The 14,839-nt window shown below is 59.6% G+C and carries 12 protein-coding genes; 9 read left to right on the forward strand and 3 right to left on the reverse strand.

The window, feature by feature from the left end:
- The first annotated feature begins 6 nt into the window (after positions 1-6).
- The 4 genes from gcvP (at position 7) to JL015_RS07975 (ending at position 5,269) form a co-directional block, all read left to right on the forward strand.
- Positions 7-2,871, forward strand: coding sequence for an aminomethyl-transferring glycine dehydrogenase (gcvP, locus tag JL015_RS07960; protein ID WP_201018053.1), 2,865 nt, complete (start codon positions 7-9; stop codon positions 2,869-2,871).
- Positions 2,872-2,952: 81 nt separating this feature from the next.
- A complete protein-coding gene (gene gcvT, locus JL015_RS07965) occupies positions 2,953-4,080 on the forward strand; it encodes a glycine cleavage system aminomethyltransferase GcvT (RefSeq protein ID WP_201018054.1) in 1,128 nt (375 codons plus the stop codon).
- 391 nt (positions 4,081-4,471) lie between these two features.
- Entirely contained in the window at positions 4,472-4,684 is a 213-nt protein-coding gene (locus JL015_RS07970; RefSeq protein ID WP_007977299.1) for a cold-shock protein, read from the forward strand.
- Between the two features lie 99 nt (positions 4,685-4,783).
- A complete protein-coding gene (locus JL015_RS07975; protein WP_201018100.1) occupies positions 4,784-5,269 on the forward strand; it encodes an RDD family protein in 486 nt (161 codons plus the stop codon).
- Between the two features lie 51 nt (positions 5,270-5,320).
- Here the strand turns inward: JL015_RS07975 and lptG are convergent, their stop codons facing one another.
- Entirely contained in the window at positions 5,321-6,382 is a 1,062-nt protein-coding gene (gene lptG / locus JL015_RS07980; RefSeq protein WP_201006012.1) for an LPS export ABC transporter permease LptG, read from the reverse strand.
- Positions 6,375-7,496 (reverse strand): LPS export ABC transporter permease LptF, encoded by a 1,122-nt coding sequence (lptF, locus tag JL015_RS07985; RefSeq protein ID WP_201006014.1) that lies wholly within the window; start codon positions 7,494-7,496, stop codon positions 6,375-6,377. Before lptF ends, lptG begins: the two co-directional genes overlap by 8 nt.
- Positions 7,497-7,823: 327 nt before the next feature.
- Between lptF and JL015_RS07990 the strand changes: the two genes are divergently transcribed.
- The 5 genes from JL015_RS07990 to rlmF all read left to right on the forward strand — a co-directional run bounded on the left by JL015_RS07990 (position 7,824) and on the right by rlmF (position 14,382).
- A complete protein-coding gene (locus tag JL015_RS07990) occupies positions 7,824-9,314 on the forward strand; it encodes a leucyl aminopeptidase (RefSeq protein WP_201018057.1) in 1,491 nt (496 codons plus the stop codon).
- Between the two features lie 56 nt (positions 9,315-9,370).
- Positions 9,371-9,799: a DNA polymerase III subunit chi gene (locus tag JL015_RS07995; protein WP_201006018.1), complete on the forward strand. Its 429-nt coding sequence runs from the start codon at positions 9,371-9,373 to the stop codon at positions 9,797-9,799.
- 7 nt (positions 9,800-9,806) lie between these two features.
- Positions 9,807-10,262: a DNA polymerase III subunit chi gene (locus JL015_RS08000; RefSeq protein WP_201018059.1), complete on the forward strand. Its 456-nt coding sequence runs from the start codon at positions 9,807-9,809 to the stop codon at positions 10,260-10,262.
- A gap of 174 nt (positions 10,263-10,436) precedes the next feature.
- Positions 10,437-13,283 (forward strand): valine--tRNA ligase, encoded by a 2,847-nt coding sequence (locus JL015_RS08005; protein WP_201018063.1) that lies wholly within the window; start codon positions 10,437-10,439, stop codon positions 13,281-13,283.
- A 130-nt stretch (positions 13,284-13,413) separates the two neighbouring features.
- Complete coding sequence (gene rlmF, locus JL015_RS08010; protein ID WP_201006024.1) at positions 13,414-14,382, forward strand: 23S rRNA (adenine(1618)-N(6))-methyltransferase RlmF; 969 nt, start codon at positions 13,414-13,416, stop codon at positions 14,380-14,382.
- A 79-nt stretch (positions 14,383-14,461) separates the two neighbouring features.
- Here rlmF and JL015_RS08015 read toward each other — a convergent pair whose 3' ends face one another.
- Positions 14,462-14,743 carry an HU family DNA-binding protein gene (locus JL015_RS08015; RefSeq protein WP_020304671.1) on the reverse strand — a complete coding sequence of 94 codons (282 nt, stop codon included), beginning with the start codon at positions 14,741-14,743 and terminating at the stop codon, positions 14,462-14,464.
- Positions 14,744-14,839 lie beyond the last annotated feature (96 nt).

Raw genomic sequence — 14,839 nt, forward strand, 5'->3', positions numbered from 1 at the left:
CGAGACATGACTGACTCTATCGAACTGAGCACCGCCAACGAATTCATTGCCCGCCACATCGGCCCGCGCGCCAGCGACGAGCAAGCCATGCTGCAAACCCTGGGCTTCGACTCCATCGAAGCGCTGAGCGAAAGCGTGATCCCGCAGAGCATCAAGGGCACCAGCGTGCTGAACCTGCCGGCCGGCCAGAGCGAAGCCGATGCCCTGGCTTCGATCAAGGCCATCGCCAGCAAGAACCAGTTGTTCAAGACCTACATCGGCCAGGGTTACTACAACACTCACACACCGGCTCCGATCCTGCGCAACCTGCTGGAAAACCCGGCCTGGTACACCGCCTACACGCCTTACCAGCCAGAGATTTCCCAGGGCCGCCTGGAATCGCTGCTCAACTTCCAGACCCTGATCAGCGACCTCACCGGCCTGCCCATCGCCAACGCCTCGCTGCTGGATGAAGCCACCGCCGCCGCGGAGGCCATGACCTTCTGCAAGCGCCTGAGCAAGAACAAAAGCAGCCAGCACTTCTTCGCCTCGGCCCACTGCCATCCACAAACCCTGGACGTGCTGCGCACCCGCGCCGAGCCATTGGGTATCACCGTTGTAGTGGCCGATGAAGCGGAACTGGGCGATGTCAGCGACTACTTCGGTGCGCTGCTGCAATACCCGGCCAGCAATGGCGATGTATTCGACTATCGCGAACTGATCGAACGCTTCCACAGCGCCAACGCGCTGGTGGCGGTTGCCGCCGATCTGCTGGCCCTGACACTGCTGACTCCGCCGGGTGAATTCGGTGCCGACGTGGCCATCGGCAGCGCCCAGCGTTTCGGCGTGCCGCTGGGCTTCGGTGGCCCGCATGCGGCCTACTTCTCCACCCGCGATGCATTCAAGCGCGACATGCCCGGCCGTCTGGTCGGTGTATCGGTGGACCGCCACGGTAAACAGGCACTGCGTCTGGCCATGCAGACCCGCGAGCAACATATCCGTCGCGAGAAAGCAACCAGCAACATCTGCACCGCGCAAGTGCTGCTGGCCAACATCGCCAGCATGTATGCCGTCTACCACGGGCCTGCTGGCCTGACGCAAATCGCCAATCGCGTGCTTCGCATGACGGCGATCTTCGCTGAAGGCTTGAACCAGCTAGGCCTGAAGGTCGAGCAGGAGTTCTTCTTCGACAGCCTGACAATCAATACCGGCGCCAAAACCGCCTCGCTGCACAGCAAGGCCCGCGCGCAACATATCAACCTGCGGGAAATCAACGCCGAATACCTGGGCCTGTCTTTCGACGAAACCACTTCGCAGTCGGCCATCGAAACCCTGTGGACGATCTTTGCCGCCGATGGCCAGAGCCTGCCGGACTTCGCCACCCTGGCCAGCAGCGCCAAGTCGTATCTGCCCAAGGCCCTGCGTCGTCAATCGGCAATCCTCAGCCATCCGGTCTTCAACCGCTATCACTCCGAAACCGAGCTGATGCGCTACCTGCGCAAGCTGGCAGACAAGGACCTGGCTCTGGACCGCACCATGATCCCGCTGGGCTCCTGCACCATGAAGCTCAACGCCGCCAGCGAAATGATCCCGGTCACCTGGGCCGAGTTCGGCAACCTGCACCCGTTCGCGCCTGCCGAGCAAAGCGCCGGTTACCAGCAACTGACCAGCGAACTGGAAACGATGCTCTGCGCCGCCACCGGTTACGACGCCATTTCCCTGCAACCCAACGCCGGTTCACAAGGCGAATACGCTGGCCTGCTGGCGATCCGCGCCTATCACCAGAGCCGTGGCGATGAAGCCCGCGATATCTGCCTGATCCCATCGTCCGCCCACGGCACCAACCCGGCCACCGCCCATATGGCTGGCATGCGCGTGGTGGTGACGGCCTGTGATGCACGCGGCAACGTCGATATCGAAGACCTGCGCGCCAAGGCCATCGAACACCGCGACCAACTGGCTGCACTGATGATCACCTACCCGTCGACCCATGGCGTGTTCGAGGAAGGCATCCGTGAAATCTGCGGCATCATCCATGACAACGGCGGCCAGGTTTACATCGACGGCGCCAACATGAACGCCATGGTCGGCCTCTGCGCACCGGGCAAGTTCGGCGGCGACGTTTCGCACCTGAACCTGCACAAGACCTTCTGCATCCCCCACGGCGGTGGCGGCCCGGGTGTCGGCCCGATCGGCGTGAAATCGCACCTGACACCGTTCCTGCCCGGCCACGGCCATATGGAGCGCAAGGAAGGCGCAGTCTGCGCAGCTCCGTTCGGCAGCGCGAGCATTCTGCCAATCACCTGGATGTACATTCGCATGATGGGCGGCGAAGGCCTCAAACGCGCTTCGCAACTGGCGATTCTCAATGCCAACTACATTTCCCGTCGCCTGGAAGACCATTACCCGGTGCTCTATACCGGCAGCAACGGTCTGGTGGCACACGAATGCATTCTGGACCTGCGCCCGCTCAAGGAAACCAGTGGCATCAGCGTCGATGACGTCGCCAAGCGCCTGATCGACTTCGGCTTCCACGCACCGACCATGTCGTTCCCGGTGGCCGGTACCTTGATGATCGAGCCGACCGAAAGTGAATCCAAGGAAGAACTGGACCGTTTCTGCGAGGCCATGATCAAGATCCGCGAAGAAATCCACGCGGTCGAGAACGGCACTCTGGACAAGGATGACAACCCGCTGAAAAACGCTCCGCACACAGCCGCCGAAATCGTCGGTCAATGGAGCCATCCATACAGCCGCGAACAGGCCGTGTATCCGGTCGAGTCGCTGATCGAAGGCAAATACTGGCCCCCTGTCGGTCGTGTCGACAACGTGTTCGGCGACCGCAATCTGGTCTGCGCCTGCCCGTCCATCGAAAGCTACCAAGAGGCGTGATCGCCCAGCCTTCGCGAAGAACGCTCCTCCTGCAGGAGCGAATTCATTCGCGAAGGCCTTCTCTTGTATATGGAACCCATCATGCCCACAGAACAATTGCTGACCACCCCGCTACACGCCCTGCACCGTGAACTCGGCGCCAAAATGGTGCCCTTCGCCGGTTACGACATGCCCGTGCAATACCCGGCCGGCGTGATGAAAGAGCACCTGCACACCCGTGAAAAAGCCGGCCTGTTCGATGTGTCGCACATGGGCCAGATTCTCCTGACCGGTGCCGGTGCCGCACAGGCGCTGGAAACCCTGGTCCCGGTGGATATCATCGACCTGCCGGTCGGCATGCAGCGTTATGCGATGTTCACCAACGAGAACGGCGGCATTCTCGATGACCTGATGGTCGCCAACCTGGGCAACGATCAATTGATGCTGGTGGTCAATGCCGCCTGCAAGAACGAAGACCTGGCACACCTGCGCAAACACCTGGCGTCTCAATGCACCATAGAGCCACTGTTTGAAGAGCGCGCCCTGCTCGCCCTTCAAGGCCCGCAGGCTGCCACAGTGCTCGCACGCCTGGCACCGCAAGTGGCAGACATGACCTTCATGCAGTTCGCCAGCATCACGTTGCTGGGCGTTGGCTGCTATGTCAGCCGTTCTGGCTACACCGGCGAAGACGGCTATGAAATCTCGGTTCCGGTCGCTCAGGCCGAAGCCCTGGCGCGTCGTCTGCTGGAGGAGCCGGAAGTGGCTCCGATCGGTCTGGGTGCCCGAGACTCACTGCGCCTGGAAGCCGGTCTTTGCCTGTACGGCCACGACATGAACACCGAGACATCCCCTGTCGAAGCCAGCCTGTTGTGGGCGATATCCAAGGCAAGGCGCGCCGATGGCGTTCGGGCTGGCGGATTCCCCGGAGCAGAAAAAATATTTGCCCAGCAACAGGCCGCAGTGGATAAAAAACGTGTCGGTCTGTTGCCACAGGAACGTACGCCGGTGCGTGAAGGCTCACAAATCGTCGATGCAGAAGGCCAGACAATCGGCAGCGTTTGCAGTGGCGGTTTTGGCCCAAGCCTGGGCAGTCCTCTGGCGATGGGTTATCTGGACAGCCGCTTCACTGCGCTGGATACGCCAGTCTGGGCTGTCGTGCGCGGCAAGAAGGTTGCGATGCTGGTGAGTAAAATGCCTTTTGTTGCACAGCGTTACTTCCGCGGCAAATAACAGCGTCAAAAAAACAGCAATTATTCATGGCGTAATAACCCTGCTGCATGACTCTTTAACAAGAGGCGCGCAACAGGGTTTCTGCCATTGAAAAAATGCCCCGCCAACGGGCACGACGAGCCAAAAACGGGCAGTTTTTCAGCCTGGGTGAAAGATCGCTGCACATCAGTTGCAGCCAAGGAAACAAGGGACAAAGCGGGGCTTGTTTTTGTAACGAGAGTTGGCGTAGAGTTTCCTGACTGTGTTTGCATAGGTCGCTGAATCTGGACCTGGGCAGTAGCTCAAAGCGTTGCTACATCCCGTTCTACGTTTCTTACTTCTTGCAACCAGCCCCAGTACTCTTTCGTGTGAAAGAGGCTGTCATCAATTCAAGCGTCAAGGAAATAAGAAAATGTCCCAACGTCAGAGCGGCACCGTCAAGTGGTTCAACGACGAAAAAGGTTTTGGTTTTATCACTCCAGAAAGCGGTCCGGATCTGTTCGTACATTTCCGCGCAATTCAAGGTAACGGCTTCAAGAGCCTGAAAGAAGGCCAGAAGGTAACCTTCATTGCAGTGCAGGGCCAAAAAGGCATGCAGGCTGATGAAGTGCAGGCAGAAGCTTAATAGCTGAAACCCGAAAAGCCCCTGATTATTGATCTCAGGGGCTTTTTTATCAGCGCGATTTCGTAAGATGCGGTCTTTACCGTGATCGAGAACTTCGCGATGCCCAAACACCTGCTTCGACCGCAAGGCGATTTCGCGCCCGCCAGCCTCGCTCGACGCCTGGCCGCCATCTGTTACGACGCCCTCCTCTGCTTCGCCCTACAACTGGTTACCGCATTCATCTACAAGCTGGTGCTGATGGCTTTCATCGGTGAAGCCAGACTGCGCGCCCTGACCGAATCCGGTTCACTGGATGGCGACCCCTTGCTCTCCTCCATTCTCCTGCTTGCCACCTTCGGCTTCTTCGCCAAATTCTGGACCCATGGCGGCCAGACACTGGGCATGCAGGTATGGGGCATTCGCGTACAGAACGCCGACGGCACCGCCATCAGCCTGATGCAGGCACTGCTGCGCTTTATCGTCTCTATCGCTTCATGGCTGTGCGTAGGGCTGGGCTTTATCTGGAGCCTGTTCGACAAGCAACAGCGTACCTGGCACGACATGTATTCCAACACCCGATTGGTGCGGGTGCCCAAACAGAAGTAAGCGTCCATGAAAAAGCCGACTCACGTCGGCTTTTTCGATTCAGGGAGTCGCTTATCCGGCGCGGCGCAACAACAGCACACCCGCAAGAGCACAAGCAGCTGCCGGCACCAGCACCGCGAACAGCGGCGAGAAACCGAACACCAGACTCGACGGGCCAAGCAGGTCCTGGATGATGCGGAAGGTAAAGCCGACCAGCACACCGGTGAACACACGCTGCCCCAGGGTCACCGAACGCAGCGGACCGAAGATGAACGAGATCGCCATCAGCACCAGCGCCACAGTCACCAGCGGCTGCAGGACCTTGGTCCAGAAAGCCAGCCAGTAACGGCCATTGCTCAAGCCTTGCTCTGCCAGATAGTGCGCATAGCTCCAGAGCCCGGAAATCGACAGCGATTCGGGAGGCATGATGACCGTGCTCAACAGTTGCGGGCTGAGGGACACTTCCCAGCGCTCGACCGGGGTCTTGATGACTTCGGTGCTGCCATCACGGAAATACGTGGTAGAGACGTCTTTGAGCTCCCAGTAATCCGTCATGTAGTTGGCTTGTCTGGCGAAGCTTGAGGTCAGCATATGGTGCTGCTCATCGAAGCGATAACGTGTCACGCCGTACATCAACCCGTTGGGCTGAACCGTGTTGATGTGGATGAACTCGTCACCCTGACGGTGCCACAAACCATGCTTGGCACTCTGCGAGTCGCCGCTGCCCTGAGCCAGCGAACGGGCGGCCTGCGCCTGGTTTTCCGCGTAGGGCGCAACATACTCGCCCACCAGAACACCCGCAGCCATCAGGAACAGCATGGGTTTCATGACCGCCCAGACGATGCGCGCAATGGACACACCGGCTGCGCGCATGATGGTCAGTTCACTGCTGCTGGCCAGCGTGCCCAGGCCGATCAGGCAACCGATCAGGGCCGCCATCGGCAGCATGTCGTACACCCGCCGCGGAGCAGTCATGAGAACGAAACTGCCAGCGTCCATCAGGGTGTAGCTGTCGCTGATATCACCCATCTCGTCGATGAAGGCGAACAGCGAAGCAAGGCCCAGAATGATCCCCAATACCGCCAGGATCGCCAGAAATACACTCTTGCCAATATATCGGTCGAGCTTAACCACGAGCCACCTCCGCTACGCTACGGCGACTCGCCATTTTCAGCCGCAATGGCTCCCAGTAAATCAATGCCAGACCCACCAGCAGGAAAATCCCGTGGACCCACCACATGCCAAGGCCGATCGGCAGCTTGCCTTTCTCCAGGGCACCGCGCACGGCAATCAGGATTGTCAGGTAGGACATGTAAAGCAGAATCGCCGGCAGCAGTTTCAGATAACGCCCCTGACGCGGATTGACCCGCGCTAGCGGCACTGCCATCAAGGTCACGATGAAGACCAGGATCGGCAGCGAGATACGCCACTGCAATTCGGCCCGGTAGCGCGGCGTGTCGTTGCCGATCAGCTCACTGGTGGGAATGGCTTCGCGGTCGGTGATTTCCTCGCTGATTTCCGGCTTGGGCAGCATCGCGCCATAGGTGTCGTACTTGATCGCACGATAATCGGCCTCGCCTGGATTACCGTCGTAGCGATAGCCGTTTTCCAGAATCAGGAAACGGCTGCCATCGGCACGCACTTCCTGGTGCCCCTTGTCAGCCACCAATACCGTGATGCTCGGCTCCTTGGTCGTGTCGGCGGGAACACGCCGCTCGGAAATGAACACACCACTCAGATTGGTGCGGTCTTCTGACAGCTCCTGGGTGTAAGTGACCCGTGTACCGTCGCGCAACGCCTGAAAACGTCCTGGCACCAGAGTGTCGAACTCGGTCATCGCATCCTGCTTGTTGATCAGCAGCGAGAACTGGGTTGCACCTTGCGGCGCGAGGCTGAAGCTCAGCCAGGCAACCAGCAGTGCCACAACGGCTGCCGGTGCCATGGTGATAGCGAGCAGACGCTGCTGGCTCATGCCGGTAGCGGCGAGCACGGTCATTTCACTTTCCAGGTACAGACGGCCATACGCCAGCAGAATACCGAGGAACAGACCCAGCGGCAGGATCAGTTGCAGGAAGCCCGGCAGGCGAAACCCCATGATCATGAAGAGCACGCCCGGATCGAGCGCACCCGACGCAGCCTGGGCCAGATACTTGATGAAACGCCCGCTCATGATGATCACCAGCAATACGGCGCTTACCGCGCTCAAGGTGATCAGCACTTCTCGGGACAGATAACGGAAGACAATCAAACCAGACACTCCAGAGTTGTCAGGCTCAGGCAGCCAAACAAGAAAAAATGAGCCACGGCAACCAGACATTCACACCCGGCAAAGGTGCGAGCCGCCAAAAAATATGCGGCATTATCCTGTGATTGGGTGTTCCTGTCACTGCGCGGTCTGGATAGATCTCACAACAACTTCCTACACAGACCGTAGAAGCGGTTTTTCGGGGTTGTCAGCGGCTGCAAAGCGGGGTCAAACTGCAAGGCTTGACGCTGGCACCGGCTGCAAAAGGCCTCGATTTGCCGCACACATCATTCATTTTGCGAAAGCTCGCAGTCTATTCGGGGACCCGACATGGAATTGGTTGTTAAAAGCGTAAGCCCAGAAACCTTGAAGACCGCCACCCTGGTGGTTGCAGTGGGCGAAAATCGCGTTCTGAGCGCTGCTGCTCAAAGCGTAGACGCGCTAAGCGGCGGCGCCATTGCCGCCGTTCTCAAACGCGGGGATCTGGCAGGCAAGGTTGGCCAGAGCCTGTTGCTGCACAGCCTGCCCAACCTCAAGGCCGAGCGCGTCCTGCTGGTAGGGATCGGCAAGGAAACCGAACTGTCGGATCGTCAATTCAAGAAAGTCATCGCCAGCGTGCTCTCGCCCCTCAAGGGGCTGGGCGGCAGCGATGCAGCCATCGCGCTGGATCAGGTAGCGGTGAAGAATCGCGACACTTACGGCAAGGCTCGCCTGCTGGTCGAAACCCTGGCTGACGGCGAATACGTGTTCGACCGCTTCAAGAGCCAGAAAGCCGAACCTCGCGCCCTGAAGAAAATCACCCTGCTGACCGCCAAGGCCAGTGTTGCCGATGTCGAGCGCGCAGCGACCCACGCCCAGGCCATCGCCAAAGGCATGGCTTTCACCCGCGACCTGGGCAACCTGCCGCCGAACATCTGTCACCCGGTTTACCTGGGCGAAGAAGCCAAGGCACTGGGCAAGGCTCACAAGAATCTGAAAGTCGAAGTCCACGACGAGAAGAAACTGGCCGAACTGGGCATGGGTTCTTTCCTGGCCGTCGCACAAGGCAGCGCCCAGCCTCCACGCCTGATCGTCATGAACTATCAGGGCGGCAAGAAGAGCGAAAAACCATTTGTGCTGGTCGGTAAAGGCATCACCTTCGACACCGGCGGCATAAGCATCAAGCCGGCCGCCGGCATGGACGAGATGAAGTTCGACATGTGCGGTGCCGCCAGCGTATTCGGCACCCTGCGCGCCGTGCTTGAGCTGCAACTGCCGATCAATCTGGTCTGCATCCTGGCCTGCGCCGAGAACATGCCAAGCGGCACCGCAACCCGTCCGGGCGATATCGTCAAGACCATGAGCGGCCAGACCGTCGAAATCCTCAACACCGACGCCGAAGGCCGTCTGGTGCTGTGCGATGCACTGACCTACGCCGAGCGTTTCAAACCGCAGGCAGTCATCGACATCGCGACCCTGACCGGCGCTTGCGTGGTTGCACTGGGCGGCCACACGTCCGGCCTGCTGGGCAACAACGACGTGCTGATCAATCAACTGCTGGACGCTGGCAAGCTGGCTGACGACCGCGCCTGGCAACTGCCGCTGTTCGACGAATATCAGGAGCAACTGGACAGCCCGTTCGCGGACATCGCCAACATCGGCGGCCCGAAAGGCGGCACCATCACCGCAGCCTGCTTCCTGTCGCGCTTCGCCAAGGCCTATGACTGGGCGCACCTGGACATCGCTGGCACGGCATGGCTGAGCGGTGGCAAGGACAAAGGCGCAACCGGTCGTCCGGTTCCGCTGCTGACCCAATACCTGCTGGATCGCGCTGGCGCATAAGATGCCTTGCGACGTATCGGCTTGGCGGTCGATACGTCGCTTGCACTGGAACAGAAATGACTCAAGTCGACTTTTACATTCTCCCCAGCGCCGATCCTGCGGCACGCCTGGACTTCGCCTGCAAGCTGACGGAAAAAGCCTGGCGCCTGGGCCACAAGGTTTATCTGCATTGCAGCGACAACGCCCAGCGCGAAGACCTCGATGCCCGGCTCTGGCGCTTCAAGGGTGAAGTCTTCCTGCCTCATGGCGAGGCCGAAAGCGATCACGACGCACCGGTAGTACTGGGGCTTGGTGACGATCCCGGGCAACATCAGGACCTGCTGGTCAACCTCGACCTGCGCATCCCGGCCTTCTTCAAGCGCTTCGCCCGTGTGGCGGAAGTGGTCGTGGAAGAGCCTGCAATACGTCTGGCGGCACGAGAGAGTTTCCGCTCCTACCGCGAACAGGGTTATCCTCCGCAAGATCACCGACTACAGCGTCTTTGAGTACACGATGGATACTTCAAAAAAAGCTGAACCTGCGCTCCTGCTGGACGACCTTGAATCGATCCGCCAACTGCTCGGCGATGACAACCTGCAGCCGCCCTTGCTGACCGACACGGTTCACCGCGAAGGCCAGATCCCGTTGCTGTTCGATGTGGTCGGCACAAAACCCGACATGACACTGGAAATGGATTTCGACAATCCGGACATTCCGACTCTGCTGCCCGATACGCCCGTACAACACCCCGTACAACAAGCGGCAGAGCCCCAGCCAGCCCCTGAACCCGAAACCCGCCCGAATCCCGATGCCCTGCTGCATCTGGACACCGAACTACGGGCTGCGGCGCAGTTGATCATGCAAGACGTGATCGACGACTTTGCCCCGCATATCGAGACGGAGATAAAGCGGCGGCTTGAGGCGAGGCTGGAGAGGCTTGTAGCCTCAACCAAAAGCGGGAAGGTCTGAAGCTACAAGTTGCAAGCTTTAAGCTGCAAGAAAAAGCTCATGGCTTTCCGCTTAGTAGCTTGTAGCTTGTAGCTTGTAGCTTCCAACCTGCCGCTTACCACTTGTAGCCTGCAACCTCCCCCCGGTCTATACTTGTCGGCTTTTCTGAATCAATGCCACAGGGTCCCGCCGCGCATGGACAAGACTTACCAGCCGCACGCCATCGAAACTTCCTGGTACCAGACCTGGGAGTCCGAAAACTATTTCGCTCCGCAGGGCGCGGGGGACTCCTACACCATCATGATCCCGCCGCCGAACGTGACCGGCAGCCTGCACATGGGTCATGGTTTCAACAATGCGATCATGGATGCTCTGATCCGTTTCCGTCGCATGCAGGGCCGCAATACTCTGTGGCAGCCGGGCACCGACCATGCGGGTATCGCCACGCAAATGCTGGTTGAACGCCGCATCGAGGCTCAGGGCCTGAATCGTCACGATCTGGGCCGCGAGAAATTTCTGGAAAAGATCTGGGAATGGAAGGATGAGTCCGGCGGCAACATCAGCCGTCAGATCCGCCGCCTGGGTTCGTCCGTGGACTGGAGCCGCGAGCGTTTCACCATGGACGACGGCATGTCCGCCGCCGTACAGGAAGCCTTCGTGCGCCTGCATGAAGACGGCCTGATCTATCGCGGCAAGCGTCTGGTCAACTGGGACACCAAGCTGCACACCGCGATTTCCGATCTGGAAGTGGAAAACCACGACGAGAAAGGTCACCTGTGGAACCTGCGCTACCCGCTGGCCGACGGCGCGAAAACCGCTGAAGGCCTGGATTACCTGATCGTTGCCACCACTCGTCCTGAAACCATGCTGGGTGATGCCGCTGTCGCGGTAAACCCTGAAGACGAACGCTACAAGGCGCTGATCGGCAAATTCGTAGAGCTGCCACTGATTGGCCGCCGCATTCCGATCATTGCAGACGACTATTGCGACCCTGAATTCGGCACCGGCTGCGTGAAAATCACCCCGGCCCACGACTTCAACGACTATGAAGTCGGCAAGCGCCACAACCTGCCGCTGCTGAACATCTTCGACAAGAACGCTTCGGTGCTGCCTGCCGCTCAGGTGTTCAACCTCGACGGCACGCTCAACGAATCCGTCGACGGCCGCCTGCCTGCCGAATACGCCGGCCTGGACCGCTTCGAGGCGCGCAAGCAGATCGTCGCCGCATTCGATGCCGCCGGCCTGCTGGTCAGCGTCGATGACCACGCCCTGAAAGTCCCGAAAGGCGACCGTTCCGGCACCATCATCGAGCCATGGCTGACCGACCAGTGGTACGTTTCCACCAAGCCACTGGCTGAACCTGCCATTGCCGCAGTGGAAGACGGCCGCATCGCCTTCGTGCCCAAGCAGTACGAAAACATGTACTTCTCGTGGATGCGCGACATTCAGGACTGGTGCATCAGCCGTCAGCTCTGGTGGGGCCACCGCATTCCGGCCTGGTACGACGAGTCCGGCAAGGTCTACGTCGGTCGCGACGAAGCCGAAGTGCGCGCCAAGCACAACCTGGGGCCGGACGTTGCGCTGCAACAGGACAACGACGTACTCGATACCTGGTTCAGCTCGGGCCTGTGGACCTTCTCCACACTGGGCTGGCCGGAAAAGACCAAGGCACTGGAAACCTTCCACTCCACCGACGTGCTGGTCACCGGTTTCGACATCATTTTCTTCTGGGTCGCCCGGATGATCATGCTCACCATGCATCTGGTGAAAAACGAGGACGGCACGCCGCAAGTGCCGTTCAAGACTGTCTATGTGCATGGTCTGGTGCGTGATGGTCAGGGCCAGAAAATGTCCAAGTCCAAGGGCAACGTCCTGGACCCGCTGGATATCGTCGACGGTATCGACCTGGAAACCCTGGTGCAGAAACGCACCAGCGGCCTGATGCAGCCACAACTGGCCAAGAAGATCGAAAAGCAGACCCGTCAGGAATTCGCCGACGGCATCGCCAGCTACGGCACCGACGCCCTGCGCTTCACCTTCTGCTCGCTGGCCTCTACCGGTCGCGACATCAAGTTCGACATGGGCCGCGTGGAAGGCTATCGCAACTTCTGCAACAAGATCTGGAACGCAGCGCGCTACGTGCTGGACAAGGGCGAAGACTGCGGCCAGAACGGCGAAGAAGTCGAGCTGTCGCTGGCGGATCGCTGGATCATCTCGCAACTGCAACGCACCGAAGCCGAAGTGACCCGCCAACTGGATCAGTTCCGCTTCGACCTCGCGGCACAAGCGCTGTACGAGTTCATCTGGAACCAGTACTGCGACTGGTACCTGGAGCTGTCCAAGCCCGTGCTCTGGGACGAAAACGCACCGATCGAACGTCAGCGCGGCACACGCCGCACGCTGGTTCGCGTGCTGGAAGTCGCGTTGCGTCTGGCGCACCCGTTCATGCCGTTCATCACCGAAGAAATCTGGCAGCGCCTTGCGCCGCTGGCCGGCATCAACGGCAAGACCATCATGCTGCAGGCGTGGCCGGTGGCCAACGAAACACGCATCGACCCGGCTGCCGAAGACGATATCGAATGGCTCAAGGGCCTGATGCTGGCGGTGCGTAACATCCGTGGCGAAATGAACATTGGCCCGGGCAAACCGCTGCAACTGTTCCTCAAGAACGTCAATGCCGAAGACCAGCGCCGCCTGAGCGAGAACGACTACCTGCTCAAGAAACTGGCCAAGCTCGAATCCATCACCGTACTGGCTGAAGGTGCAGAAGCACCGCTGTCCGCGACCGGTCTGGTGGGCGAGATGGAAGTGCTGGTGCCAATGGCCGGCCTGATCGACAAGGGTGCCGAGCTGGCGCGTCTGGACAAGGAAATCCAGCGTCTGCAAGGCGAAGTCCAGCGCGTGGGCGGCAAGCTGTCCAACGCAGCGTTCGTCGACAAGGCACCGCCTGAAGTCATCGCCAAGGAACGCGCCAAGCTGACCGAAGCCGAACAGGCCCTGAGCAAGCTGGCCGAGCAACACGCACGTATCGCCAGTTTGTAGTCCTGTGCCATAGGAGCGCTTGCCCGCGACAGCGTACCTTCAGTCGGAATCAATATCCGCTGTGAGTACGAGGTCGCGGGCAAGCGCGCTCCTACGGGGCGCAGCATTCGCATCTTCAGAACGACTCCCCATGACCACGCCAGACAAACCCAAACCTCCCCGCAAGAAGCCCCAGCGTCCTGCCAGGCCCGCAGAACCTCGCGAGAAGGCCACACTGCACCCGCGCAATCGCCATCAGGGTCGCTACGACTTTCCCAAGCTGATCAAAAGCAGCCCGGAACTGGCCGAGTTCGTGATCCTCAACCCCTATGGGAAGGAAAGCATCGACTTCGCCAACCCTCTGGCCGTGCGGGTCTTCAACCGGGCACTGCTCAAGGCGCTGTATGGCATTGCCCATTGGGATATTCCGGCAGACTATCTGTGCCCGCCGATTCCGGGGCGTGCGGATTACCTGCATTTTCTCGCCGACCTGCTGGCCAGCGAGAACAATGGCGAGATTCCACGCGGCGCCTCGATCAAGGCGCTGGACATCGGCACCGGTGCCAACTGCATCTATCCGCTGCTGGGACACAGTGACTACGGCTGGCATTTCGTGGGCTCGGATATCGACAGCACTGCCATCGCGGCAGCCACGACCATCATCAAGGCCAACGGCTTGAGCAAGGCCATCAGCGTGCGTCAGCAGACCAATCGCAAGCACATTCTGCTGGGCCTGCTCGACAGCAGTGAACGCTTCGAGGTGAGCCTGTGCAACCCGCCCTTCCATTCTTCACTGGAGGAAGCGCAGCGCGGCAGTCAGCGTAAATGGCGCGCACTGGGCAAGGCTGACCCCAAACGCAAGCTGCCGGTGCTGAATTTCGGCGGGCAATCCCAGGAATTATGGTGCGAAGGTGGCGAGATCGGTTTCGTGACCCAACTGATTCACGAAAGCTCCCAGGTGCCTGAACAAGTGCGCTGGTTCAGTACACTGGTTTCCAAAGCCTCGAACCTGCCAGCAATCCAGGCTGCCCTGACAAGAGCCGGAGCACTACAGAGCCGGGTCGTGGAAATGGGCCAGGGCCAGAAGCAGAGCCGTTTCGTGGCCTGGACCTTCATGTAGAAGCGAATTCATTCGCTACAGAATCAAAAAAGCCGTGCCCGGTTATCCGGCGCACGGCTTTTTTACAGCAAGCGTGAGCTTACTTGTTGATCGAGTCGTTCAGCACTTTGGCCGGTACGAACTTGATGACTTTCTTGGCAGCGATTTCGATGGCAGCGCCAGTCGAAGGGTTGCGGCCGGTGCGAGCTGGACGCTCAGCAACTTTCAGCTTGCCAATGCCTGGCAGAGTGATTTCAACGCCGTTTTCCAGTTGGTCGGCAACAATCTGGCCCAACTGCTCAAGAGCATTACGCGCGGTGGTTTTTGGCGCGTCGATAGCTTCAGCGATATCGGCGATCAATTGGTCTTTGGTAAGAGCCATGGTGGTGTTCCTTCCCTATCAAATTCATTTGGATTGCAGAACGCAACGTCGGCCAAAGGCCGGGCAATGAACCAGGCTCCCGCTGGCAGCCACGAT

This window comes from Pseudomonas cichorii, from assembly GCF_015471405.1.
Lineage (GTDB): Bacteria > Pseudomonadota > Gammaproteobacteria > Pseudomonadales > Pseudomonadaceae > Aquipseudomonas > Aquipseudomonas serbiensis.